14 protein-coding genes are annotated in these 17,794 nt (G+C 56.7%); 4 read left to right on the top strand and 10 right to left on the bottom strand.

Annotated features, from left to right (window positions below):
- Positions 1 to 48: 48 nt before the first annotated feature.
- The 7 genes from G5332_RS02805 to G5332_RS02775 form a co-directional block, all read right to left on the bottom strand.
- A complete protein-coding gene (locus G5332_RS02805) occupies positions 49 to 993 on the bottom strand; it encodes a TerC family protein (RefSeq protein WP_005337664.1) in 945 nt (314 codons plus the stop codon).
- A 302-nt stretch (positions 994 to 1,295) separates the two neighbouring features.
- Complete coding sequence (gene oppF / locus G5332_RS02800; protein ID WP_005337666.1) at positions 1,296 to 2,291, bottom strand: murein tripeptide/oligopeptide ABC transporter ATP binding protein OppF; 996 nt, start codon at positions 2,289 to 2,291, stop codon at positions 1,296 to 1,298.
- Complete coding sequence (locus G5332_RS02795) at positions 2,292 to 3,272, bottom strand: ABC transporter ATP-binding protein (RefSeq protein WP_421249539.1); 981 nt, start codon at positions 3,270 to 3,272, stop codon at positions 2,292 to 2,294.
- A gap of 54 nt (positions 3,273 to 3,326) precedes the next feature.
- A complete protein-coding gene (gene oppC / locus G5332_RS02790) occupies positions 3,327 to 4,238 on the bottom strand; it encodes an oligopeptide ABC transporter permease OppC (RefSeq protein WP_005337670.1) in 912 nt (303 codons plus the stop codon).
- Positions 4,239 to 4,252: 14 nt separating this feature from the next.
- The gene (gene oppB, locus G5332_RS02785; RefSeq protein WP_005337672.1) at positions 4,253 to 5,173 is read right to left on the bottom strand and encodes an oligopeptide ABC transporter permease OppB; all 921 of its coding nucleotides are present in this window, start codon (positions 5,171 to 5,173) and stop codon (positions 4,253 to 4,255) included.
- A 98-nt stretch (positions 5,174 to 5,271) separates the two neighbouring features.
- Positions 5,272 to 6,891: an ABC transporter substrate-binding protein gene (locus G5332_RS02780; protein ID WP_421171848.1), complete on the bottom strand. Its 1,620-nt coding sequence runs from the start codon at positions 6,889 to 6,891 to the stop codon at positions 5,272 to 5,274.
- Between the two features lie 279 nt (positions 6,892 to 7,170).
- Positions 7,171 to 7,806 (bottom strand): YchE family NAAT transporter, encoded by a 636-nt coding sequence (locus G5332_RS02775; RefSeq protein ID WP_005337678.1) that lies wholly within the window; start codon positions 7,804 to 7,806, stop codon positions 7,171 to 7,173.
- 840 nt (positions 7,807 to 8,646) lie between these two features.
- Between G5332_RS02775 and adhE the strand changes: the two genes are divergently transcribed.
- Complete coding sequence (gene adhE / locus G5332_RS02770; protein ID WP_421171846.1) at positions 8,647 to 11,313, top strand: bifunctional acetaldehyde-CoA/alcohol dehydrogenase; 2,667 nt, start codon at positions 8,647 to 8,649, stop codon at positions 11,311 to 11,313.
- Positions 11,314 to 11,851: 538 nt separating this feature from the next.
- Here the strand turns inward: adhE and G5332_RS02765 are convergent.
- The 3 genes from G5332_RS02765 to G5332_RS02755 all read right to left on the bottom strand — a co-directional run bounded on the left by G5332_RS02765 (position 11,852) and on the right by G5332_RS02755 (position 14,745).
- Complete coding sequence (locus G5332_RS02765; protein WP_005337681.1) at positions 11,852 to 12,592, bottom strand: YebC/PmpR family DNA-binding transcriptional regulator; 741 nt, start codon at positions 12,590 to 12,592, stop codon at positions 11,852 to 11,854.
- Between the two features lie 102 nt (positions 12,593 to 12,694).
- Positions 12,695 to 14,461 carry an aspartate--tRNA ligase gene (gene aspS, locus G5332_RS02760; protein WP_005337684.1) on the bottom strand — a complete coding sequence of 589 codons (1,767 nt, stop codon included), beginning with the start codon at positions 14,459 to 14,461 and terminating at the stop codon, positions 12,695 to 12,697.
- A gap of 32 nt (positions 14,462 to 14,493) precedes the next feature.
- On the bottom strand, positions 14,494 to 14,745 hold the full coding sequence (locus G5332_RS02755; protein ID WP_005337686.1) for an FmdB family zinc ribbon protein: 252 nt from the start codon (positions 14,743 to 14,745) through the stop codon (positions 14,494 to 14,496).
- A 162-nt stretch (positions 14,746 to 14,907) separates the two neighbouring features.
- Between G5332_RS02755 and G5332_RS02750 the strand changes: the two genes are divergently transcribed.
- From G5332_RS02750 to cmoB, 3 genes are all read left to right on the top strand, one after another.
- The gene (locus tag G5332_RS02750; protein ID WP_227342372.1) at positions 14,908 to 15,756 is read left to right on the top strand and encodes a DUF72 domain-containing protein; all 849 of its coding nucleotides are present in this window, start codon (positions 14,908 to 14,910) and stop codon (positions 15,754 to 15,756) included.
- 275 nt (positions 15,757 to 16,031) lie between these two features.
- Positions 16,032 to 16,778 (top strand): carboxy-S-adenosyl-L-methionine synthase CmoA, encoded by a 747-nt coding sequence (gene cmoA / locus G5332_RS02745; protein ID WP_069529805.1) that lies wholly within the window; start codon positions 16,032 to 16,034, stop codon positions 16,776 to 16,778.
- The gene (gene cmoB, locus G5332_RS02740) at positions 16,775 to 17,752 is read left to right on the top strand and encodes a tRNA 5-methoxyuridine(34)/uridine 5-oxyacetic acid(34) synthase CmoB (RefSeq protein ID WP_042056497.1); all 978 of its coding nucleotides are present in this window, start codon (positions 16,775 to 16,777) and stop codon (positions 17,750 to 17,752) included. Before cmoA ends, cmoB begins: the two co-directional genes overlap by 4 nt.
- The last annotated feature ends 42 nt before the right edge of the window (positions 17,753 to 17,794 follow it).

Raw genomic sequence — 17,794 nt, 5'->3', positions numbered from 1 at the left:
GGGCTCCCGCGGGAGCCCTTGTTGTTATTGCTTCATTGTCTGCCGCGCTCAAGCGGCCTTTTTACGGGTCACAAACAGACTCAGCCCCATGGATGCCAGCAGGATCAACGCGACTACGCCCAGTGCTATGCCGGTCGGGATCTTGAAGATATCCAGCAGCAGCATCTTGACCCCGATAAACATCAGGATCAGCGCCAGACCGTATTTGAGCAGGGCGAAGCGATCAGCCACACCCGCCAGCAGGAAGTACATGGCACGCAGACCCATGATGGCGAAGATGTTGGAGGTCAGCACGATGAAGGGATCCGTGGTCACCGCGAAGATGGCCGGGATACTGTCCACCGCGAAGATGAGATCGCTCACCTCCACCAGCACCAGGATCAGCAGCAGCGGGGTGGCATAGCGCACACCGTCACGCCAGACGAAAAACTTCTCCCCTTCCAGGGTCTCGGTCACCTTGAAGCGACGGCGCATCCAGCCTAGCAGCGGATTGTTGGCCAAGTCAGGCTCCTTGTCGGCCGCCCACAACATCTTGGCACCGGTCAGCAGCAGGAAAGCGCCGAACAGATAGAGGATCCAGTGGAACTGCTCGATGAGCCAGCTGCCCGCGAACACCATACCGGCACGCATCACGATGGCACCCAGTACCCCGTAGAGCAGCACCCGGCGTTGCAGCTCGGCCGGAATGGCAAAGTAGCCGAACAGCATCAGCCAGACGAAGACGTTGTCCACTGCCAGCGCTTTCTCGATAAGGTAGCCGGTGAGGAACTCCAACCCCTTCTGGTTGGCGATTTCACGGCCCGCGCTGTGATCCAGCCAGAGCCAGATAGCCAGGTTGAAGAGCAGGGCCACGCTGACCCAGATGAGGGACCAGACACCCGCCTCTTTGAGGGACACCTTGTGTGACTTGCCGCCACCAACAAAGCGTATGTCTATCCATAACAGGACCAGCACTATGCTGAAGAAACCGGTCCACATCCACCATTCACCCATGTTCACTTCTCCCAAAAACGACAAAACCCACGACCGAGAGGCGTGGGTTTGCGTTTGGAGCAGATACACCTTGCCTCTCGGCAAGGTCTCACTTACAGCTGATTTGCATCGACTGCCCGGCTGCCGGGTGCACTGCAGGAAATGGGTGCACCGTAATGACGACAAACCGGCGAGAAGTTACTCCCCTTGTTGCGCGGATAGTAGCAGCGGTAAAAGATAACGCCAAGAGGCATCTTCACTGCCGCCAGAAATAAATCGGGGCCCCATCAAGGAGCCCCGCAAACAGGTTCAACACATCCCTATCAGAGCGGATCGACCTTAAGGCAGGAGACTGCGTGATCGAAGTTCCCCTCAAGCACAGGACGGGTCTTGGCACACTCGGGGCCAGCCACCGGGCAGCGGGTGCGGAACACGCAGCCTGACGGCGGATTCATTGGCGATGGCAAGTCCCCCTCCAGGATCTGGATCACCTTGTTGCGCTCCAACTCAGGGTCCGGGATCGGCACCGCTGACATCAGCGCCTTGGTGTAGGGGTGCAACGGGTTGGCGAAGATCTCCTTGCGGGTCCCCAACTCGACGGCGTTGCCCAGATACATCACCAGCACCCGATCGGAGATATGCTTGACCACCGACAGGTCGTGGGCGATGAAGATAAGCGACAGCCCCATCTCCTTTTGCAGGGATTTGAGCAGGTTGACCACCTGCGCCTGAATGGATACGTCAAGTGCCGAGACCGGCTCGTCGCAGATGATCATCTTGGGCTCGAGGATCAGCGCCCGGGCAATCCCGATCCGCTGGCACTGACCGCCGGAGAACTCGTGCGGGTAGCGGTTGACCAGGTTGGGCAAGAGCCCCACCTTGCTCATCATGGCGCGCACCTTCTCCTTCACCTCTTCCCGCGGCAGGTTGGGGTAGAAGGTGATGAGCGGCTCGGCGATGATGTCGCCAATGGTCATACGCGGGTTCAGAGAAGCCAGCGGGTCCTGGAAGATCATCTGGATCTCTTTGCGCTTCTCGCGCAGGGCATTCTGATCGAGCTTGGTGAGATCGTCACCCAGCCACACCACCTTGCCATCGGTGGCCGGTACCAGACCGATGATGGCGCGGGCAAAGGTCGATTTGCCGCAGCCGGACTCCCCCACCACACCGAGGGTTTCACCCTCATAGAGACGCAAGGTCACCCCATCGACCGCCTTGAGGTCGGACGGTTTGGCCCAAGGCCACGCCTTGCCACTCTTGATACTGAAGTGGACCTTGAGGTCAGACACTTCCAACAGCAATTTTTTGTCGGCACCCATTTAGTTGGCCCCCTTGTTCATGGCATCCGAAACCCAGTGGCAAGCACGCTCCCGACCATCGTTGAACGGGGTCAGGATCGGTGACTGCTGGCCGCAAATCTCGCTGACCCGGTGGCAACGCTCCTGGAAGGGGCAACCGGTGGGCAGACGCAGCAAGTTGGGCGGATTGCCCGGGATGGTGGGCAGCACTTCCCCTTCGGTATCGAGGCGGGGAATGGCGCGCAGCAGGCCTTCGGTGTAAGGGTGGCTCGGGCGATAGAAGATATCGTCTACCTTGCCGTACTCCATGGTACGACCGGCATACATCACCAGCACCTTGTTGCAGATACCGGCGACCACGCCAAGGTCGTGGGTGATCATGATGATGGCGGTGTTGAACTCGCGCTTGAGCTCGTTCATCAGAGTCATGATCTGGGCCTGAACGGTCACGTCGAGCGCGGTGGTCGGCTCGTCGGCGATCAGCAGTTGCGGCCGGCAGAGCAGCGCCATGGCGATCATCACCCGCTGACGCATGCCGCCGGAGAACTCGTGGGGATACATCCCCATCCGCTTGCGTGCTTCGGGGATCTTCACCGCATCGAGCATCCGTACCGACTCTTCGAACGCTTCCGCCTTGCTGACGCCCTTATGCAACATCAGCACTTCCATCAGCTGATCCTGCACCTTCATGTAGGGGTTGAGCGAGGTCATGGGGTCCTGGAAGATCATGGCGATCTTCTCGGAGCGGATCTTGTTGAGCTTGGACTCCGACAGGTTGAGGATCTCCTCCCCCTGAAATTTGGCAGAGCCGGTAATAATGCCGTTTTTGGCCAGCAGCCCCATGATGGCAAAGGCCGTCTGGGATTTGCCGGAGCCGGACTCGCCGACGATCCCCAGGGTTTCACCCGCAGAGAGAGAAAAGTTGAGGTCGTTGACCGCCACCACATTGCCGTCCGGGGTCTTGAACTCGACCCGCAGATCTTTCACATCCAGTAACTTCATATAAAAACTCCTTATCGATCTTTCGTGATGCTTTCCTGTCGACCCGATGCTCGATTAACGATCTTTCGGATCGAGGGCGTCACGCAGACCATCCCCGAGGAAGTTGAAGCAAAACAGGGTCACCACCATAAAGCAGGCGGGGAACAGCAGTTGCCAGATGGCCACTTCCATCGACTTGGAGCCTTCATCCAGCAGGGCACCCCAGCTGGTCATCGGTTCCTGAACACCAAGGCCCAGGAAACTCAGGAAGGATTCAAACATGATCATGCCCGGCACCAGCAAGGTGGCGTAGACGGCCACGATACCGAGTACGTTCGGTACGATGTGACGGGTAATGATCTTCCACTTGGAGACGCCACAGACGTGGGCTGCCTCGATAAACTCCTTGCTCTTGAGGCTGAGAGTCTGGCCGCGCACGATCCGCGCCATGTCGAGCCAGCTCACCGCCCCGATGGCGATAAAGATGAGTGCCAGATTGCGGCCAAAGAAGGTGACCAGCATGATGACAAAGAACATGAAGGGGAAGGCGTTGAGGATCTCCAGTACCCGCATCATCAGGCTGTCGACCCGCCCGCCGATAAAGCCGGAGGCCGCGCCATACAGGGTGCCGATGATGACCGCCACCATGGCGCCCATGATACCGACCATCAGGGAAATCCGGCCACCCAGCAGAGTGCGCACGAACAGATCGCGCCCCAGGCTGTCGGTACCGAAGTAGTGACCCGCTTCCATATCGGGCGGCGACTGCATGGCGCCCCAGTCCGGATCGTCAAAGGTGTATTGGGACAAATGGGGGCCAAAGATGACCGCCAGACCGATGATGGTCAGAATGATCAGGCTGGTCAGGGCCGCCTTGTTGCGCAGGAAACGGCGACGGGCATCCTTCCACAGGGAGCGTCCCTCCACCACTTCCACTTTTTGCGCGAACGCCTCGACGGCATCGCGTTTTTCAGTTGAAACAACCATGATGAACTCCCGAATTAGTAACGGATCTTGGGATCGATAAAGGCGTAGAGAATATCGACCACAGCGTTAAAGGTGATGGTGAGGGCGCCGACCAGAATGGTCAGACCGAGCACCATGGAGTAATCACGGTTAAGGGCACCGTTGACGAACAGCTGACCGATCCCCGGCAGGCCGAAGATGGTCTCGATCACCACGGAACCTGTGATGATGCCGACAAAGGCCGGGCCCAGATAGGAGACCACTGGCAGCATAGCCGGACGCAGCGCGTGTTTCAGGATGATATGGCGCAGCGGCAAGCCCTTGGCACGGGCGGTACGGATGAAGTTGGAGTTCATGGTCTCGATCATACTGCCCCGCATGATCCGCGAGATGGCGGAGATGTAGTACATCATCATGCCGAACACCGGCAGCACCATAAACTGGATGCCACCACCCTGCCAGCCACCGGCAGGGAACCAACCCAGATGAATACTGAAAAACAGCACCAGCAAGGGCGCCAGCACAAAGCCCGGGATCACCACCCCGGCCATGGCCGACGACATCAGCAGATAGTCGATGATGGTGTTCTGTTTCAGTGCCGCTATGGTGCCGAAAGTGACCCCCAGCAGCACGGCGAAGAAGAAGGCCGTGGTCCCGATCTTGGCGGAAACAGGCAGCGCCTGGCTCACCAGATCATTGACGGTGAAATCCTTGTATTTGAAAGAGGGGCCCAAATCACCCTGCACCAGGTTGCCCAGGTAGGTGAGATATTGCATGCCAATGGGTTTGTCGAGCCCATATTTGGCCTCGATGTTGGCGATGACTTCGGGGGGCAGTGAACGCTCGCTGGTAAAGGGGTTACCCGGGGCGAAACGCATCATGAAGAAAGATACGGTGATCAAGACCAGCAGAGTCGGGATCGCTTCCAATAGCCGTTTAAAAATGAATTTCAACATAGACATTTCCTGTCCTGTACTGCTTCCAAAGGGTCGCGGTTGTAATAAAGGCCCACCGTCTGGCGGGCCCTGCTTGTTATGCGACTTGTTGCTTTAAATCAGTGAGCAATGATGTACATATCTTTGCTGTAGAGGTTATCCAGCGGGTTGCTTGGGTAACCCCCAACATAAGCTTTGACCATCCGAGGTTGAACATATTGGTATATCGGGATGATCGGCATGTCCTTGGCCAGGATCTCTTCCGCCTGGACATAGAGCTTGTTGCGAGCGTCCGCATCAACCTGATCACGAGAGTCAGTCATCAACTTGTCAAACGCTGGATTGGAGTACTTGCCATCGTTGTTGCCGTGAGTGGTCTGCATCAGATCCAGCATGGATGAGGCTTCGTTGTAGTCGGCGCTCCAGCCGGCACGACCCACGTCAAACTGGCCCTGCTTCTTGGTTTCCAGGTAAGTTTTCCACTCCTGGTTCACTAAACTGACCTCTGCACCCAGTTTTTTCCACATGGAAGCAACGGCCACAGCCACTTTCTTGTGGTTGTCATCGGTGTTGTAGAGCAGCTCGAACTTCAACGGCTTGCTGGCATCGAAACCTGCCTCTTCAAGCAGCGCCTTGGCCTTGGCATCACGCTCGGCCTGGGTCATTTTTGACCACTCTGGGGCAACCGGTTTAAAACCATCGACATAGTCAGGCGTCAACCCATATGCGGGTTTTTGCCCTTGCCCCATGACTTTATCTGCAATCACGTCACGATTGACCGCATAAGAAAGAGCAGTTCGCACTCGCACGTCATCAAACGGCTTTTTCTTGATGTTGAACTGGTAGTAATAAGTAGAAACCAGACCTTCAACCTTCAAATCAGCCGGGTAATCTTTCTTGAGTTGCTTGAAACGTTCGATAGGCACGTTCCATGTCATATCAATTTCACCAGCCAAGAAGCGATTTAGCTCCGCGTTGGTGGACTGAATCGGAAGATAGGTAACCTTGTTGATCACCGTTTTCGCATCATTCCAGTAGTTTTTATTACGCTCCAAGCCAATTCGCTCATTAACAACCCACTCCTTCAATACGTAGGCACCATTACCTACCATATTGCCCGGCTGGGTCCATTTTTCACCATACTTCTCGATGACCTTCTTCGGTACCGGGTAGGTGGTGGTGTGAGAGAGCATGGTTACGAAATAAGGGATAGCCTTCTCGAGCTGCACTTCGAAGGTGTAGTCGTCGGTCGCCTTCACGCCCAGCATATCAGCCGGCTTCTTGCCAGCAATGATCTCTGTAGCATTGGCAATAGTTGGCATCTCCAGATACCAGGAGTAAGGAGAGGCTGTCTTGGGGTCAACTGCACGCTGGAAGGCATATACAAAATCATGTGCGGTGACAGGTTCACCGTTGGACCACTTGGCATCTTTGCGCAGGTGGAAGACGTAGTGCTTGTTATCCTTGGTTTCCCAAGACTCTGCGACACCAGGAACAACTTCCCCTTTCGAACCGGATGTCACGAGACCTTCAAAGAGGTCGCGCAAAATTGCAGACTCAGGCGTTCCTTCAACTTTCTGTGGGTCCAAGGTCGCAGGCTCGGAACCGTTGCCTTTTACCAGTTGCTGGACTTCAGCCAGCTTGGTTCCCGCCGGGACATCGGCAGCCTGAGCCACATTGACGCCACCAAACAGTGCAGCCACCAGCAATGTGTTAATCATTGTTTTTTTATGAGTCATTTCCCTACTCCAACAAGAACATTCCATGCATTTTTTAAAGTGACGGGGTTAAAACCCGCTCCCAGCATAATTCCCTGCCAATTCCGATAATGCAACAGATATTGTCAGGGTAATCGTCATTTTCTGGTCAAAAAATCAGCTAGCATGCGCTTTTTCAGTATTAAAACACCAGCAAGGCGCTCATTTTTCACACAAACGACCGATTCTAGAAAAGACCGAGCAAAAAGCAACCAATAAAAAGCCGGTCACGAGGACCGGCTTTCATAAAGCGGAGCTGGCTCACATCAGGCTGGGGAAAACCCCCTTGATACCGGCCACCATGATCTCGATACCCAGCGACATCATGATAAGACCCATGATACGGGTCACCACGTTGATGCCGGTGTTGCCCATGATCTTGAACAGCAGCGGCGCGGCGCGGAAGATGAGCCAGGAGCAAAAGGAGAAGACCACGACAACCACTGACATGCCGAGTAGCTGCTGCCAGTGGCTCTGGCTGGCATAGACAATCACCGAGGAGATGGCACCGGGGCCCGCCATAAGCGGCAGCGCCAGCGGTACCACGGCGATAGACTCGCGCACAGCCAGTTCGCCCTTTTCCTGTTTGTTGTGCTTCACCTCGCCCAGCTTGCCCTGCAGCATCGACCAGGCAATCAGGGTAATCAGCGACCCACCGGCGATCCGGAACGATGCCAGCGAGATGCCAAACCCATCGAGGATCAGCTGCCCCATATACATGGAGACCAGCAGGATCACCATCACCGCGATATTGGCGGTGGTATTGGTTTTCATCCGCTCGGCCTGGGTATGGTGGCTGGTCAGGCTGACAAACACCGGCAACAAACCAAGCGGATTGATAATTGCGAACAAACCGACAAAAAACTTCAGATACAACGAGACGTCAATTGCTGCCATAGGCGCCTTCCAATAGAGTTTCGGGCCCAGCGGGCCAGTCCATTAATTTCGTGCGTAAATTTACATCATAGCCAGAGCGGGCACCAATCAAATAATCTCACCATTTTGAGGGTTTTTTAGTTAGTTCATCTAATGCATCCGCGCTAACTGGCATAAACCGATGCCAAAAGCCCTTTCTACCGCCCGACACGCGTTAGAAAAGTGAGCGCAAGCCTGCTTAATCATGACCAGAGAGTCCGACGGTGACTGACCGAATGACCAAGCGACTCGAGAGGATCCAGGCTTTGCCTTCCCACTATTTCAGGCCAGACATTACTTCATTGACTCGGCAAGAGAGCCACAATGCAAAAACCGGGAAAGGGGGCAGAAATAGCCCCCTTGGGGAATAAAGCGGATTAGTCATGGATTAAAACAACAATCATTTTTGCAACAAACGCTGGAATAAAGTGCGTTTGTCGGTGATTTTGAAACCAATTCACTCATATTTGCTAACCTATACCGCCAAAATAGCTCTGTAATACTATGGCCTAGTGCAATTAACCACTTGATAAATGTGGTTTATTGCTCTGCATTAACAAGTCTCTCACCTTTCCCTTTGATGCACATTCCGATAACATCAGTCAAACAAGGATTGTGAAATAAAATTTCTTTTGTTCTTTTGTTACACATGATCCAGATCAAGTTTTTCTGAGTCAGCCCCGCTCTATAATCGACTCAGAAAGCGATTTAGTAAGGCATGTGAAAAAGCTGTTGCAACGATACCGTCTTGACAGGGCGACTATAATTGCCGGGCATTGCCAACGTCTTACTAAACAGTTTTCAAATAATCAGGAGATAAACATGGCAGTAACCAATTTGGCTGAACTGGATGCACTGGTCGCCCGCGTTAAGGAAGCCCAGCGTGAATTCGCCAGCTTCTCTCAAGAGCAGGTAGACAAGATCTTCCGTGCCGCCGCCCTGGCCGCCAACAACGCCCGTATCCCCCTGGCCCAGATGGCCGTGGAAGAATCCGGTATGGGTATCATCGAAGACAAGGTTATCAAGAACCACTTCGCCTCCGAATACATCTACAACAAGTACAAAGACGAGAAGACCTGCGGCATTCTGAGCGAAGATGATCAGATGGGTACCATCACCATCGCCGAGCCGGTAGGTATCATCTGTGGTATCGTTCCGACCACCAACCCGACCTCTACTGCGATCTTCAAATCCATGATCGCGCTCAAGACCCGCAACGCCATTATCTTCTCCCCGCACCCCCGCGCCAAAAACTCCACCAATACCGCAGCCAAGCTGGTACTGGATGCAGCTGTTGCCGCTGGTGCACCGAAAGACATCATCGGCTGGATCGACCAACCGTCCGTTGAGCTCTCCAACGCCCTGATGAAGCACGAAGACATCAACCTGATCCTGGCCACCGGTGGCCCGGGCATGGTGAAAGCAGCCTACTCTTCCGGTAAGCCTGCTATCGGTGTAGGTGCCGGTAACGTGCCTATCGTTATCGACGAAACCGCCGATGTTAAGCGTGCCGTTGCCTCCATCCTGATGTCCAAGACTTTCGATAACGGCGTGGTCTGTGCTTCCGAGCAAGCAGTCATCGTTGTTGATGCCATCTACGACCAGGTTAAAGAGCGCTTTGCATCCCACAAGGGCCATGTGCTCTCCAAAGAAGATGCTGACAAGGTACGTAAAGTCATCCTGATCAACGGTGCCCTGAACGCCAACATCGTTGGCCAGCCAGCCACCAAGATTGCCGAGATGGCAGGCGTGACTGTACCGGCTGATACCAAGATCCTGATCGGTGAAGGCGTCAAGCTGTGTGCAGAAGATGAGTTTGCTCACGAGAAATTGTCCCCGCTGCTCGGTATGTTCCGTGCAAGCAGCTTCGAAAACGCCGTTGATATGGCCTGTGACATGGTCAACATCGGTGGTATCGGCCACACCTCAGGTCTGTACACCGACCAGGACCGCAACGCTGACCGCATCAAGTACTTCGGCGACAAGATGAAAACCGCGCGTATCCTGATCAACACTCCGTCTACCCAAGGCGGTATCGGTGACCTGTACAACTTCGCAATGGCTCCGTCCCTGACCCTGGGTTGCGGCTCCTGGAGCGGTAACTCCATCTCCGAAAACGTGGGTCCGAAGCACCTGATCAACAAGAAGACAGTCGCAAAACGGGCAGAAAACATGCTGTGGCACAAACTTCCGAAATCCATCTACTTCCGTCGTGGTTCCCTGCCGATCGCTCTGAGCGACCTGGAAGGTAAAAAGCGTGCCATGGTCGTAACTGACCGCTTCCTGTTCAACAACGGCTACGCCGATGAACTGGTCAGCCTGCTGAAAGCACAGAATATGGAAGTGGAAGTGTTCTACGAAGTAGAAGCTGACCCGACCCTGGCTGTGGTTCGCAAGGGTGCCGAGATGGCCAACTCCTTCAAACCGGACGTTATCCTTGCGCTGGGCGGTGGTTCACCGATGGATGCAGCCAAGATCATGTGGGTGATGTACGAGCACCCGAACACTGCGTTCGAAGATCTGGCCATGCGCTTCATGGACATCCGCAAGCGTATCTACAAGTTCCCGAAAATGGGCGTGAAGGCCGAACTGGTCTGTATCACCACCACTTCCGGTACCGGCTCTGAAGTCACTCCGTTTGCAGTAGTAACCGATGAAGTGTCTGGTCAGAAGTATCCGCTGGCTGACTATGAGCTGACCCCGAACATGGCCATCGTTGATGCCAACCTGGTCATGGGTATGCCGAAGTCCCTGTGTGCCTTCGGTGGTATCGATGCCGTGACTCACGCCATGGAAGCCTATGTTTCCGTACTGGCCAACGAGTACTCCGACGGCCAGGCGCTGCAAGCCCTGAAAATGCTGAAAGAGTATCTGCCGTCCAGCTACCAGAACGGTGCCAACGACCCGATCGCTCGTGAGAAGGTGCACAATGCTGCCACCATCGCCGGTATCGCGTTCGCCAACGCCTTCCTGGGTGTGTGCCACTCCATGGCTCACAAACTGGGTGCCGAGTTCCACATTCCGCACGGTCTGGCTAACGCCCTGCTGATCAGCAACGTCATCCGCTACAACGCAAACGACAACCCGACCAAGCAGACTGCGTTCTCCCAGTACGACCGCCCGCAGGCTCGTCGTCGTTACGCCGAAGTCGCTGACCACCTGGGTCTGACTGCTGTCGGTGACCGCACCGCCGCCAAGATCGAGAAGCTGCTGACCTGGCTGGACGAGCTGAAGGCTACCTTGGGTATCCCGGCCTCTATCCGCGAAGCTGGCGTGACTGAAGCTGACTTCCTGGCCAAGGTTGACCAGCTGGCTATCGAAGCTTTCGATGACCAGTGCACCGGCGCCAACCCGCGCTACCCGCTGATCAGCGAGCTGAAGCAGGTTCTGCTGGACTCCTACTACGGTCGTCCGTTCACCGAAGCCGCTCCGGTAACTGCTGCCCCGGTTGAAGCCAAGGTTGAAGGCAAGAAGAAATCCAAGGCCTGATAACCAGTCCTGAGATAACAAGCCCGCGCACTGCGCGGGCTTTTTTTATCTGCCACTTATCACAGAGCTCCTCTCTCCAGCAGATTGCGGTAGTGCAGCCCCTAACTTCCCAACCAACCAACCAACCAACCAACTCGCCCCAGCCAATTCGTTATCGACATCCCAACCTGTGACTCTGTATTGATGAGCACCTGTGATAACAAGAGCACGCCCCACTACCTCCTCTCCCCTACCCGCAACGCAATTACCCTGACGGGCAGATGTGAGCAGTCAACGCCATCTCAAGAGCTAAAGGTGTGATAAACAGGATAAGCGGAGCCTCGCTAACGCAACGCAGCAGAACTGCCGACTGGCGTACGTGCAGGGCCAACCGACTGGCATGAATAGAGCAATGATAATGCGCAGAGAAAGCGGGAAAGACTGTCAGTGAAGAGAGTTGCAGCACCGGTTGCTCAACCGACACATCAGCAGTTGCCACGATGCAAAGATAAAAAAATGGCAGCCATCTGGCTGCCATCGGGAGAGCACAATTCAGCGATCAGAGGGTCGCAGCGACTTCATCGGAGATGGAGCCGTTGTGGTAAACCTCTTGCACGTCGTCCAGATCTTCCAGCATGTCGATCAGACGCATCAGCTTGGGTGCAGTCTCTGCATCCAGCTCCGCTTCGGTGGAGGGGATCATGGTCACTTCGGCGCTCTGGGCCTTGAAGCCGGCAGCTTCCAGACCATCCAGCACGGTACCGAAGTCGTTCGGGGTGGTGTACACCTCGATGGTGCCATCCTCTTCGGTGACCACGTCATCGGCGCCCGCTTCCAGCGCGGCATCCATCAGGGCATCTTCGTCTACGCCCACGAAGGTCAGCAGACCTTTCTTGCTGAACAGATAGGCGACGGAGCCGTCGGTACCCAGGTTGCCACCGCACTTGCTGAAGGCGTGGCGCACTTCGGCTACGGTACGGTTACGGTTATCGGTCAGGCACTCTACCATCACGGCAGAGCCAGCCGGGCCGTAACCTTCGTATACGATGGTCTCGAGCTGTTCGCCATCGCCACCACCGGCGCCACGCTGAATGGCACGGTTGATGGTGTCGCGGGTCATGTTGTTGGTCAGGGCGGCAGTCACCGCAGCACGCAGACGCGGGTTGTTGGCCGGATCGGCATCACCCAGACGCGCGGAGGTAGTGATTTCGCGGATCAGTTTGGTGAAGATCTTGCCACGCTTGGCGTCCTGAGCGGCCTTGCGGTGTTTGATATTGGCCCATTTACTGTGACCTGCCATAGAGACTCTCCGTTATTTTTTAAATGTCAGTAACACTGATCATGACTAACCCAAGGGAAACACAGAGGCCGCACGGCGGCGGCCTCCGGTGCCGGTATCGGCTTACTCGTCGCCCTTGACGGTGGTTGCAATCGCCAGCTCACCCAGTTGGGCGGCATTGGCAAGGCTGGGGGCGTCTGTCATCAGACAGGCAGCCGCGGTCGTTTTCGGGAAGGCGATGACGTCCCGAATGTTTTCGGTGCCGGTCAGCAGCATGCTGAGACGGTCCAGACCGAAGGCCAGACCGGCGTGCGGCGGGGTACCGTACTTCAGCGCATCCAGCAGGAAGCCGAATTTCAGGCGCTGCTCGGCCGGGGTGATACCCAGGATATCGAACACGGTGGATTGCATCTCGCTGTTGTGGATACGGACAGAGCCGCCACCCACTTCGTAGCCGTTGATCACCATGTCGTAGGCGTTGGCGTAAGCACCCACCGGGTTGGCTTTCAGCTCGGCCGGGCTCATGTTGCTCGGCGCGGTGAACGGGTGGTGCATGGCGGCCAGACCACCTTCACCATCTTCCTCGAACATCGGGAAGTCGATGACCCACAGCGGTTTCCAGCTGTTCTCCAGCAGGCCCAGATCGCGACCCACTTTCAGACGCAGGGCGCCCATGGCATCGCAGACCACTTTCTTGCTGTCAGCGCCAAAGAAGATGATGTCGCCGTCGGCAGCGCCGGTACGGGCCAGGATCTCGCGCACGATGGCGTCAGAGAGGAACTTGGCAACCGGAGACTGCACGCCTTCGATACCATTGGCCGCTTCGTTGACCTTCATCCAGGCCAGGCCCTTGGCACCGTAGATGCCGACAAACTTGGTGTATTCGTCGATCTGCTTGCGAGAGAGCTCGGCACCGCCCGGCACTTTCAGGGCAGCCACACGGCCTTTCGGATCGTTGGCGGGGCCCGCGAACACGGCGAACTCGACAGCAGTCAGCAGATCAGCCACATCAACCAGCTCCATTGGCAGACGCAGGTCCGGCTTGTCGGAGCCGTAGCGACGCATGGCTTCGTCGAAGGTCATGATCGGGAAGTCGCCCAGATCCACGTTCAGGATATGCAGCCACAGTTTGCGGATCATCTCTTCCATCACTTCACGCACTTGCGGTGCGGTCATGAAGGAGGTCTCCACGTCGATCTGGGTGAATTCCGGCTGGCGGTCGGCACGCAGGTCTTCGTCACGGAAGCACTTGACGATCTGGTAGTAGCGATCGAAGCCGGACATCATCAGCAACTGCTTGAACAGCTGGGGGGATTGCGGCAGCGCGTAGAACTTGCCCTTGTGCACGCGGCTCGGCACCAGATAGTCACGGGCACCTTCCGGGGTGGCCTTGGTCAGCATCGGGGTCTCGATATCGAGGAAGCCGTGCTCGTCCATGAAGCGGCGTACGAAGGCGCTGGCCTTGGCACGGGTCTTCAGGTACTTGGCCATCTCGGGACGACGCAGATCCAGGTAGCGATACTTGAGGCTGATCTCTTCGCTGTTGACCTGATTGAAGTCCAGCGGCAGCGGCTCGGCACGGTTGATGATGTTGAGTTCGTGAGCGAACACTTCGATGGCACCAGTGGCCATGTCGCTGTTGCGCTGGGACTCGGGACGGGTGCGCACCACGCCGGTCACCTGGATGCAGAACTCGCCGCGCAGCTCGGAGGCCAGGGCGAACGCGTCCGGCTTGTCCGGATCGAAGAACACCTGAACGATCCCTTCCCGGTCGCGCATATCGATAAAGATCAGACCGCCGAGATCACGACGACGATGAACCCAACCGCACAATGTAATGGTCTGCCCTGCATGGGCCTCATTGACCTGTCCGCAATAGATAGAGCGCATGGACTTCTTCCTTCGAAATTGTAGAGAGACGGTTAACCTTGGGCCGCCGGGCACGACTGGCAAGCACCGTCTGTCTCACAGCTGGCCAGATTCTTTTTCTTACCCGGTTTGAAATCAGTCTCGTACCATCCGGTTCCCTTGAGCCGGAAGCCTGCCGCCGATATCAGCTTGACCAGATTCGGCTTGCTACAGGCCGGACAGTCGGTCAGGGGGGCATCGGAAAGCTTTTGCAGTTTTGCCAATTCATGGCCACAGACGTCGCAACGATATTCGTAGATAGGCATGGGTCACAAGAAATTGAAAAACAAAAGGGCTGGCATTATAGAGGAAAACCCCCTTTTGGGTAAAATGGCCAGCAGCCTCCTTTCGCCAGTTTTTTGCACTCGATGGCAAAAAGCGGGTAAAAAATCGGCACGAATGCACCAAGAGTGAAGAGAATAGCCATCATGAGCCTCTATTTGGGCCTGCCGCAGTGGTCCCACCCCGGCTGGCCCGGCCAGCTACTGGGCCTTGGCGCCAAGCCTGCCGAACACCTCGCCCACTACGCCACCGTGTTCAACTCAGTGGAGGGTAACACCACCTTCTACGCCCTGCCGACACCGGACACGGTACAGCGCTGGGCCGATGCGGTGCCCGATCACTTTCGTTTCAACTTCAAATTTCCGCAAACCATCAGCCACCAGAGCGATCTGGTGAGCGCAGACAAACAAGTCGCCGACTTTATTCGCCTGCTCGCCCCGCTGCACGACAAGCTGGGGCTGCTCACCCTGCAGTTGCCCGCCCGTTTCGGGCCACAGGGGCTGGCCAGACTGGCGGCCTTTATCGAGCGGCTGCCACGGGCGTTTCGCTACGCCCTCGAGGTGCGTCACCCTGACTTCTTCGCCAAGGGGGAGGCCGAGCGAGCATTGAACCGGCTGCTCATGGAACAAGGCATCAACCGGGTGATGCTCGACAGCCGGCCACTCTTCTCGGTGCAAGCAACCACGCCAGCCCTTGTCGATGCCCAGGGCAAGAAGCCACGCCTGCCGGTACATCTGCTGGCCACCGCCAACGCCCCCATGGTGCGCTTTATCGGCCTGCCGGATCCGGCGGCCAATCACCCCTTCCTGCCCAGCTGGCTCCCCCACTGGCGCCAGTGGCTTTCCGAGGGCAAGGATCTCTACCTCTATATACATACTGCCGACAACGCCCAGGCACCTGAGCTGGCCCGCCAGATCACCCGCTTGCTGGAGCAGGAGATGGCCCCCTGGCCAGGGGAAAACGATCGCGCACGGCAGGGAGTGCTGCGCTTTTAGCCAACCCATTCTGCGGCCATCGTTTCGCTGCAAAAAAAGTGCTTTTTTGTGGCGTGGCAAGCCCTGGCGTCAAGACAAACGGCCATCAATCCTCTACACTACCGCCCCAAGTAAGGGTCCGGAACATGGCCCGTACGAACAGGACAGGTCCAAAGGATTTCACGACCAGCCACCCCGTTCGTAAACAGGTGATAAATCTACTCTGATGGGTGTCACCCAACGACTCAATTGAACAATACAGCCGGGTGATGTCCCGACTGTCAGGTTGCGCCAGCATGCATACCAAAGATCAAATTTTTGCCGCCCCGATCGCCCGATTGGGTGACTTCTGTTTTGACGAACAGGTCGTCGACGTGTTTCCCGATATGATCCAGCGCTCGGTGCCGGGTTACAGCAACATCATCTCTGCCATCGGCATGATGGCCGCCCGCTACGCCCAACCCGAGAGCCGACTCTATGATCTCGGCTGCTCACTGGGCGCCGCGACCCAGGCGATGCGTCGCCATGTCAGCCAGTCCGGCTGCCGCATCACCGCGGTGGATCTCTCCCACCCGATGATTGAGCGCGCCCGCGCCCACCTCTCCGGTTTCAAATCCGAGGTGCCGGTGGAGCTGGTGGAAGCAGATATCTGCGACATCGAGATCGAGAACGCCTCCGTGGTGGTGCTCAACTTCACCCTGCAATTTGTCGAGCCCGAAAAGCGTGCTGCCCTGATCCAGCGCATTCACGATGGTCTGCGCCCGGGCGGGATCCTGATCCTGAGCGAGAAGTTCCGCTTTGAAGATGAACCGGTCAACGAGCTGCTCATCGATCTGCACCTCGACTTCAAGCGGGCCAATGGCTACAGCGAGCTGGAGATCAGCCAGAAACGCACCGCCCTTGAGAACGTGATGCGCACCGACAGCCTGCCGGTGCATCAGGCTCGCCTACGGGACGCCGGTTTCGTCCATCAGGATCTCTGGTTCCAGTGCTTTAACTTCGGCTCCATGATTGCCATCAAATCCAGCGACGCCCAGCCATGATCGACTTTGCCAATTTCTATCAACTGATTGCCAAAAACCGGCTGAGCCACTGGCTGCATACCCTGCCCGCCCAGCTGCACGCCTGGCAACATGACAACCAGCATGGCGACCTGCCGCGCTGGAACCGCGCTCTCAACAAGCTGCCGGTGGTCTCCCCCGGCAACGTCGAGCTGAAAAGCCGGGTCGAGATTGGCTCGGCCGAGAGCCTGGGCGAAGGGGAGCGCAAGAAGGTCGAAAGCCTGCTGCGCCACTTCATGCCCTGGCGCAAGGGGCCGTTCACCGTGCACGGCATCCACATCGATACCGAGTGGCGTTCTGACTGGAAGTGGGATCGGGTGCTGCCCCATATCAGCCCGCTCGAAGGACGTTACGTGCTGGATGTGGGTTGCGGCAGCGGCTACCACCTCTGGCGCATGGTGGGTGAAGGGGCTCGGCTTGCAGTCGGCATAGACCCGAGTCCGCTGTTCCTCTGCCAGTTCGAGGCCATTCGCCACTTCGCGGGCAATGATCAGCGTGCCCACCTGTTGCCGCTCGGTATTCAGGAGCTGCCGGAGCTGCGTGCCTTTGACACCGTCTTCTCCATGGGAGTGCTCTATCACCGCAAATCCCCCATCGAGCACATCGAGCAGTTGCGCAATCAATTGAAAGATGATGGCGAGCTGGTGCTGGAGACGCTAGTGATTGACGGCGGTGTCAACGACGTGCTGATGCCCACCGATCGTTACGGCAAGATGCGCAACGTCTGGTTTATTCCCTCAAGCCGCGCCCTCAAGCTATGGGTCGAGCGCTGCGGCTTCACCGACGTGCGAATAGTAGACGAGAATATGACCAGCACCGACGAACAGCGTCGTACCGACTGGATGATTAATGAATCCCTGAGTGACTATCTGGATCCAGACAATCCGGCACTCACGGTAGAAGGACACCCGGCGCCGAAACGTGCCGTACTGATTGCCCGCAAGGCCAAAGACTAGCCGGTGGCGCTTGTGGAAGTTACACTGACCCAATTCCAGGAA

Source organism: Aeromonas sp. 603757, assembly GCF_049171255.1.
GTDB classification, from domain to species: domain Bacteria; phylum Pseudomonadota; class Gammaproteobacteria; order Enterobacterales; family Aeromonadaceae; genus Aeromonas; species Aeromonas veronii_A.
The sequence above is the reverse complement of the archived record's forward strand: the minus strand, read 5'-3'. Positions and strand labels throughout refer to the sequence as shown.

What these genes read in the sequence shown, in the direction of transcription:
- G5332_RS02805 (WP_005337664.1), bottom strand. Translation starts at nt 993, where the DNA reads ATGGGTGAATGGTGGATGTGGACCGGTTTCTTCAGCATAGTGCTGGTC.
- oppF (WP_005337666.1), bottom strand. Translation starts at nt 2,291, where the DNA reads ATGGGTGCCGACAAAAAATTGCTGTTGGAAGTGTCTGACCTCAAGGTC.
- G5332_RS02795 (WP_421249539.1), bottom strand. Translation starts at nt 3,272, where the DNA reads ATGAAGTTACTGGATGTGAAAGATCTGCGGGTCGAGTTCAAGACCCCG.
- oppC (WP_005337670.1), bottom strand. Translation starts at nt 4,238, where the DNA reads ATGGTTGTTTCAACTGAAAAACGCGATGCCGTCGAGGCGTTCGCGCAA.
- oppB (WP_005337672.1), bottom strand. Translation starts at nt 5,173, where the DNA reads ATGTTGAAATTCATTTTTAAACGGCTATTGGAAGCGATCCCGACTCTG.
- G5332_RS02780 (WP_421171848.1), bottom strand. Translation starts at nt 6,891, where the DNA reads ATGACTCATAAAAAAACAATGATTAACACATTGCTGGTGGCTGCACTG.
- G5332_RS02775 (WP_005337678.1), bottom strand. Translation starts at nt 7,806, where the DNA reads ATGGCAGCAATTGACGTCTCGTTGTATCTGAAGTTTTTTGTCGGTTTG.
- adhE (WP_421171846.1), top strand. Translation starts at nt 8,647, where the DNA reads ATGGCAGTAACCAATTTGGCTGAACTGGATGCACTGGTCGCCCGCGTT.
- G5332_RS02765 (WP_005337681.1), bottom strand. Translation starts at nt 12,592, where the DNA reads ATGGCAGGTCACAGTAAATGGGCCAATATCAAACACCGCAAGGCCGCT.
- aspS (WP_005337684.1), bottom strand. Translation starts at nt 14,461, where the DNA reads ATGCGCTCTATCTATTGCGGACAGGTCAATGAGGCCCATGCAGGGCAG.
- G5332_RS02755 (WP_005337686.1), bottom strand. Translation starts at nt 14,745, where the DNA reads ATGCCTATCTACGAATATCGTTGCGACGTCTGTGGCCATGAATTGGCA.
- G5332_RS02750 (WP_227342372.1), top strand. Translation starts at nt 14,908, where the DNA reads ATGAGCCTCTATTTGGGCCTGCCGCAGTGGTCCCACCCCGGCTGGCCC.
- cmoA (WP_069529805.1), top strand. Translation starts at nt 16,032, where the DNA reads ATGCATACCAAAGATCAAATTTTTGCCGCCCCGATCGCCCGATTGGGT.
- cmoB (WP_042056497.1), top strand. Translation starts at nt 16,775, where the DNA reads ATGATCGACTTTGCCAATTTCTATCAACTGATTGCCAAAAACCGGCTG.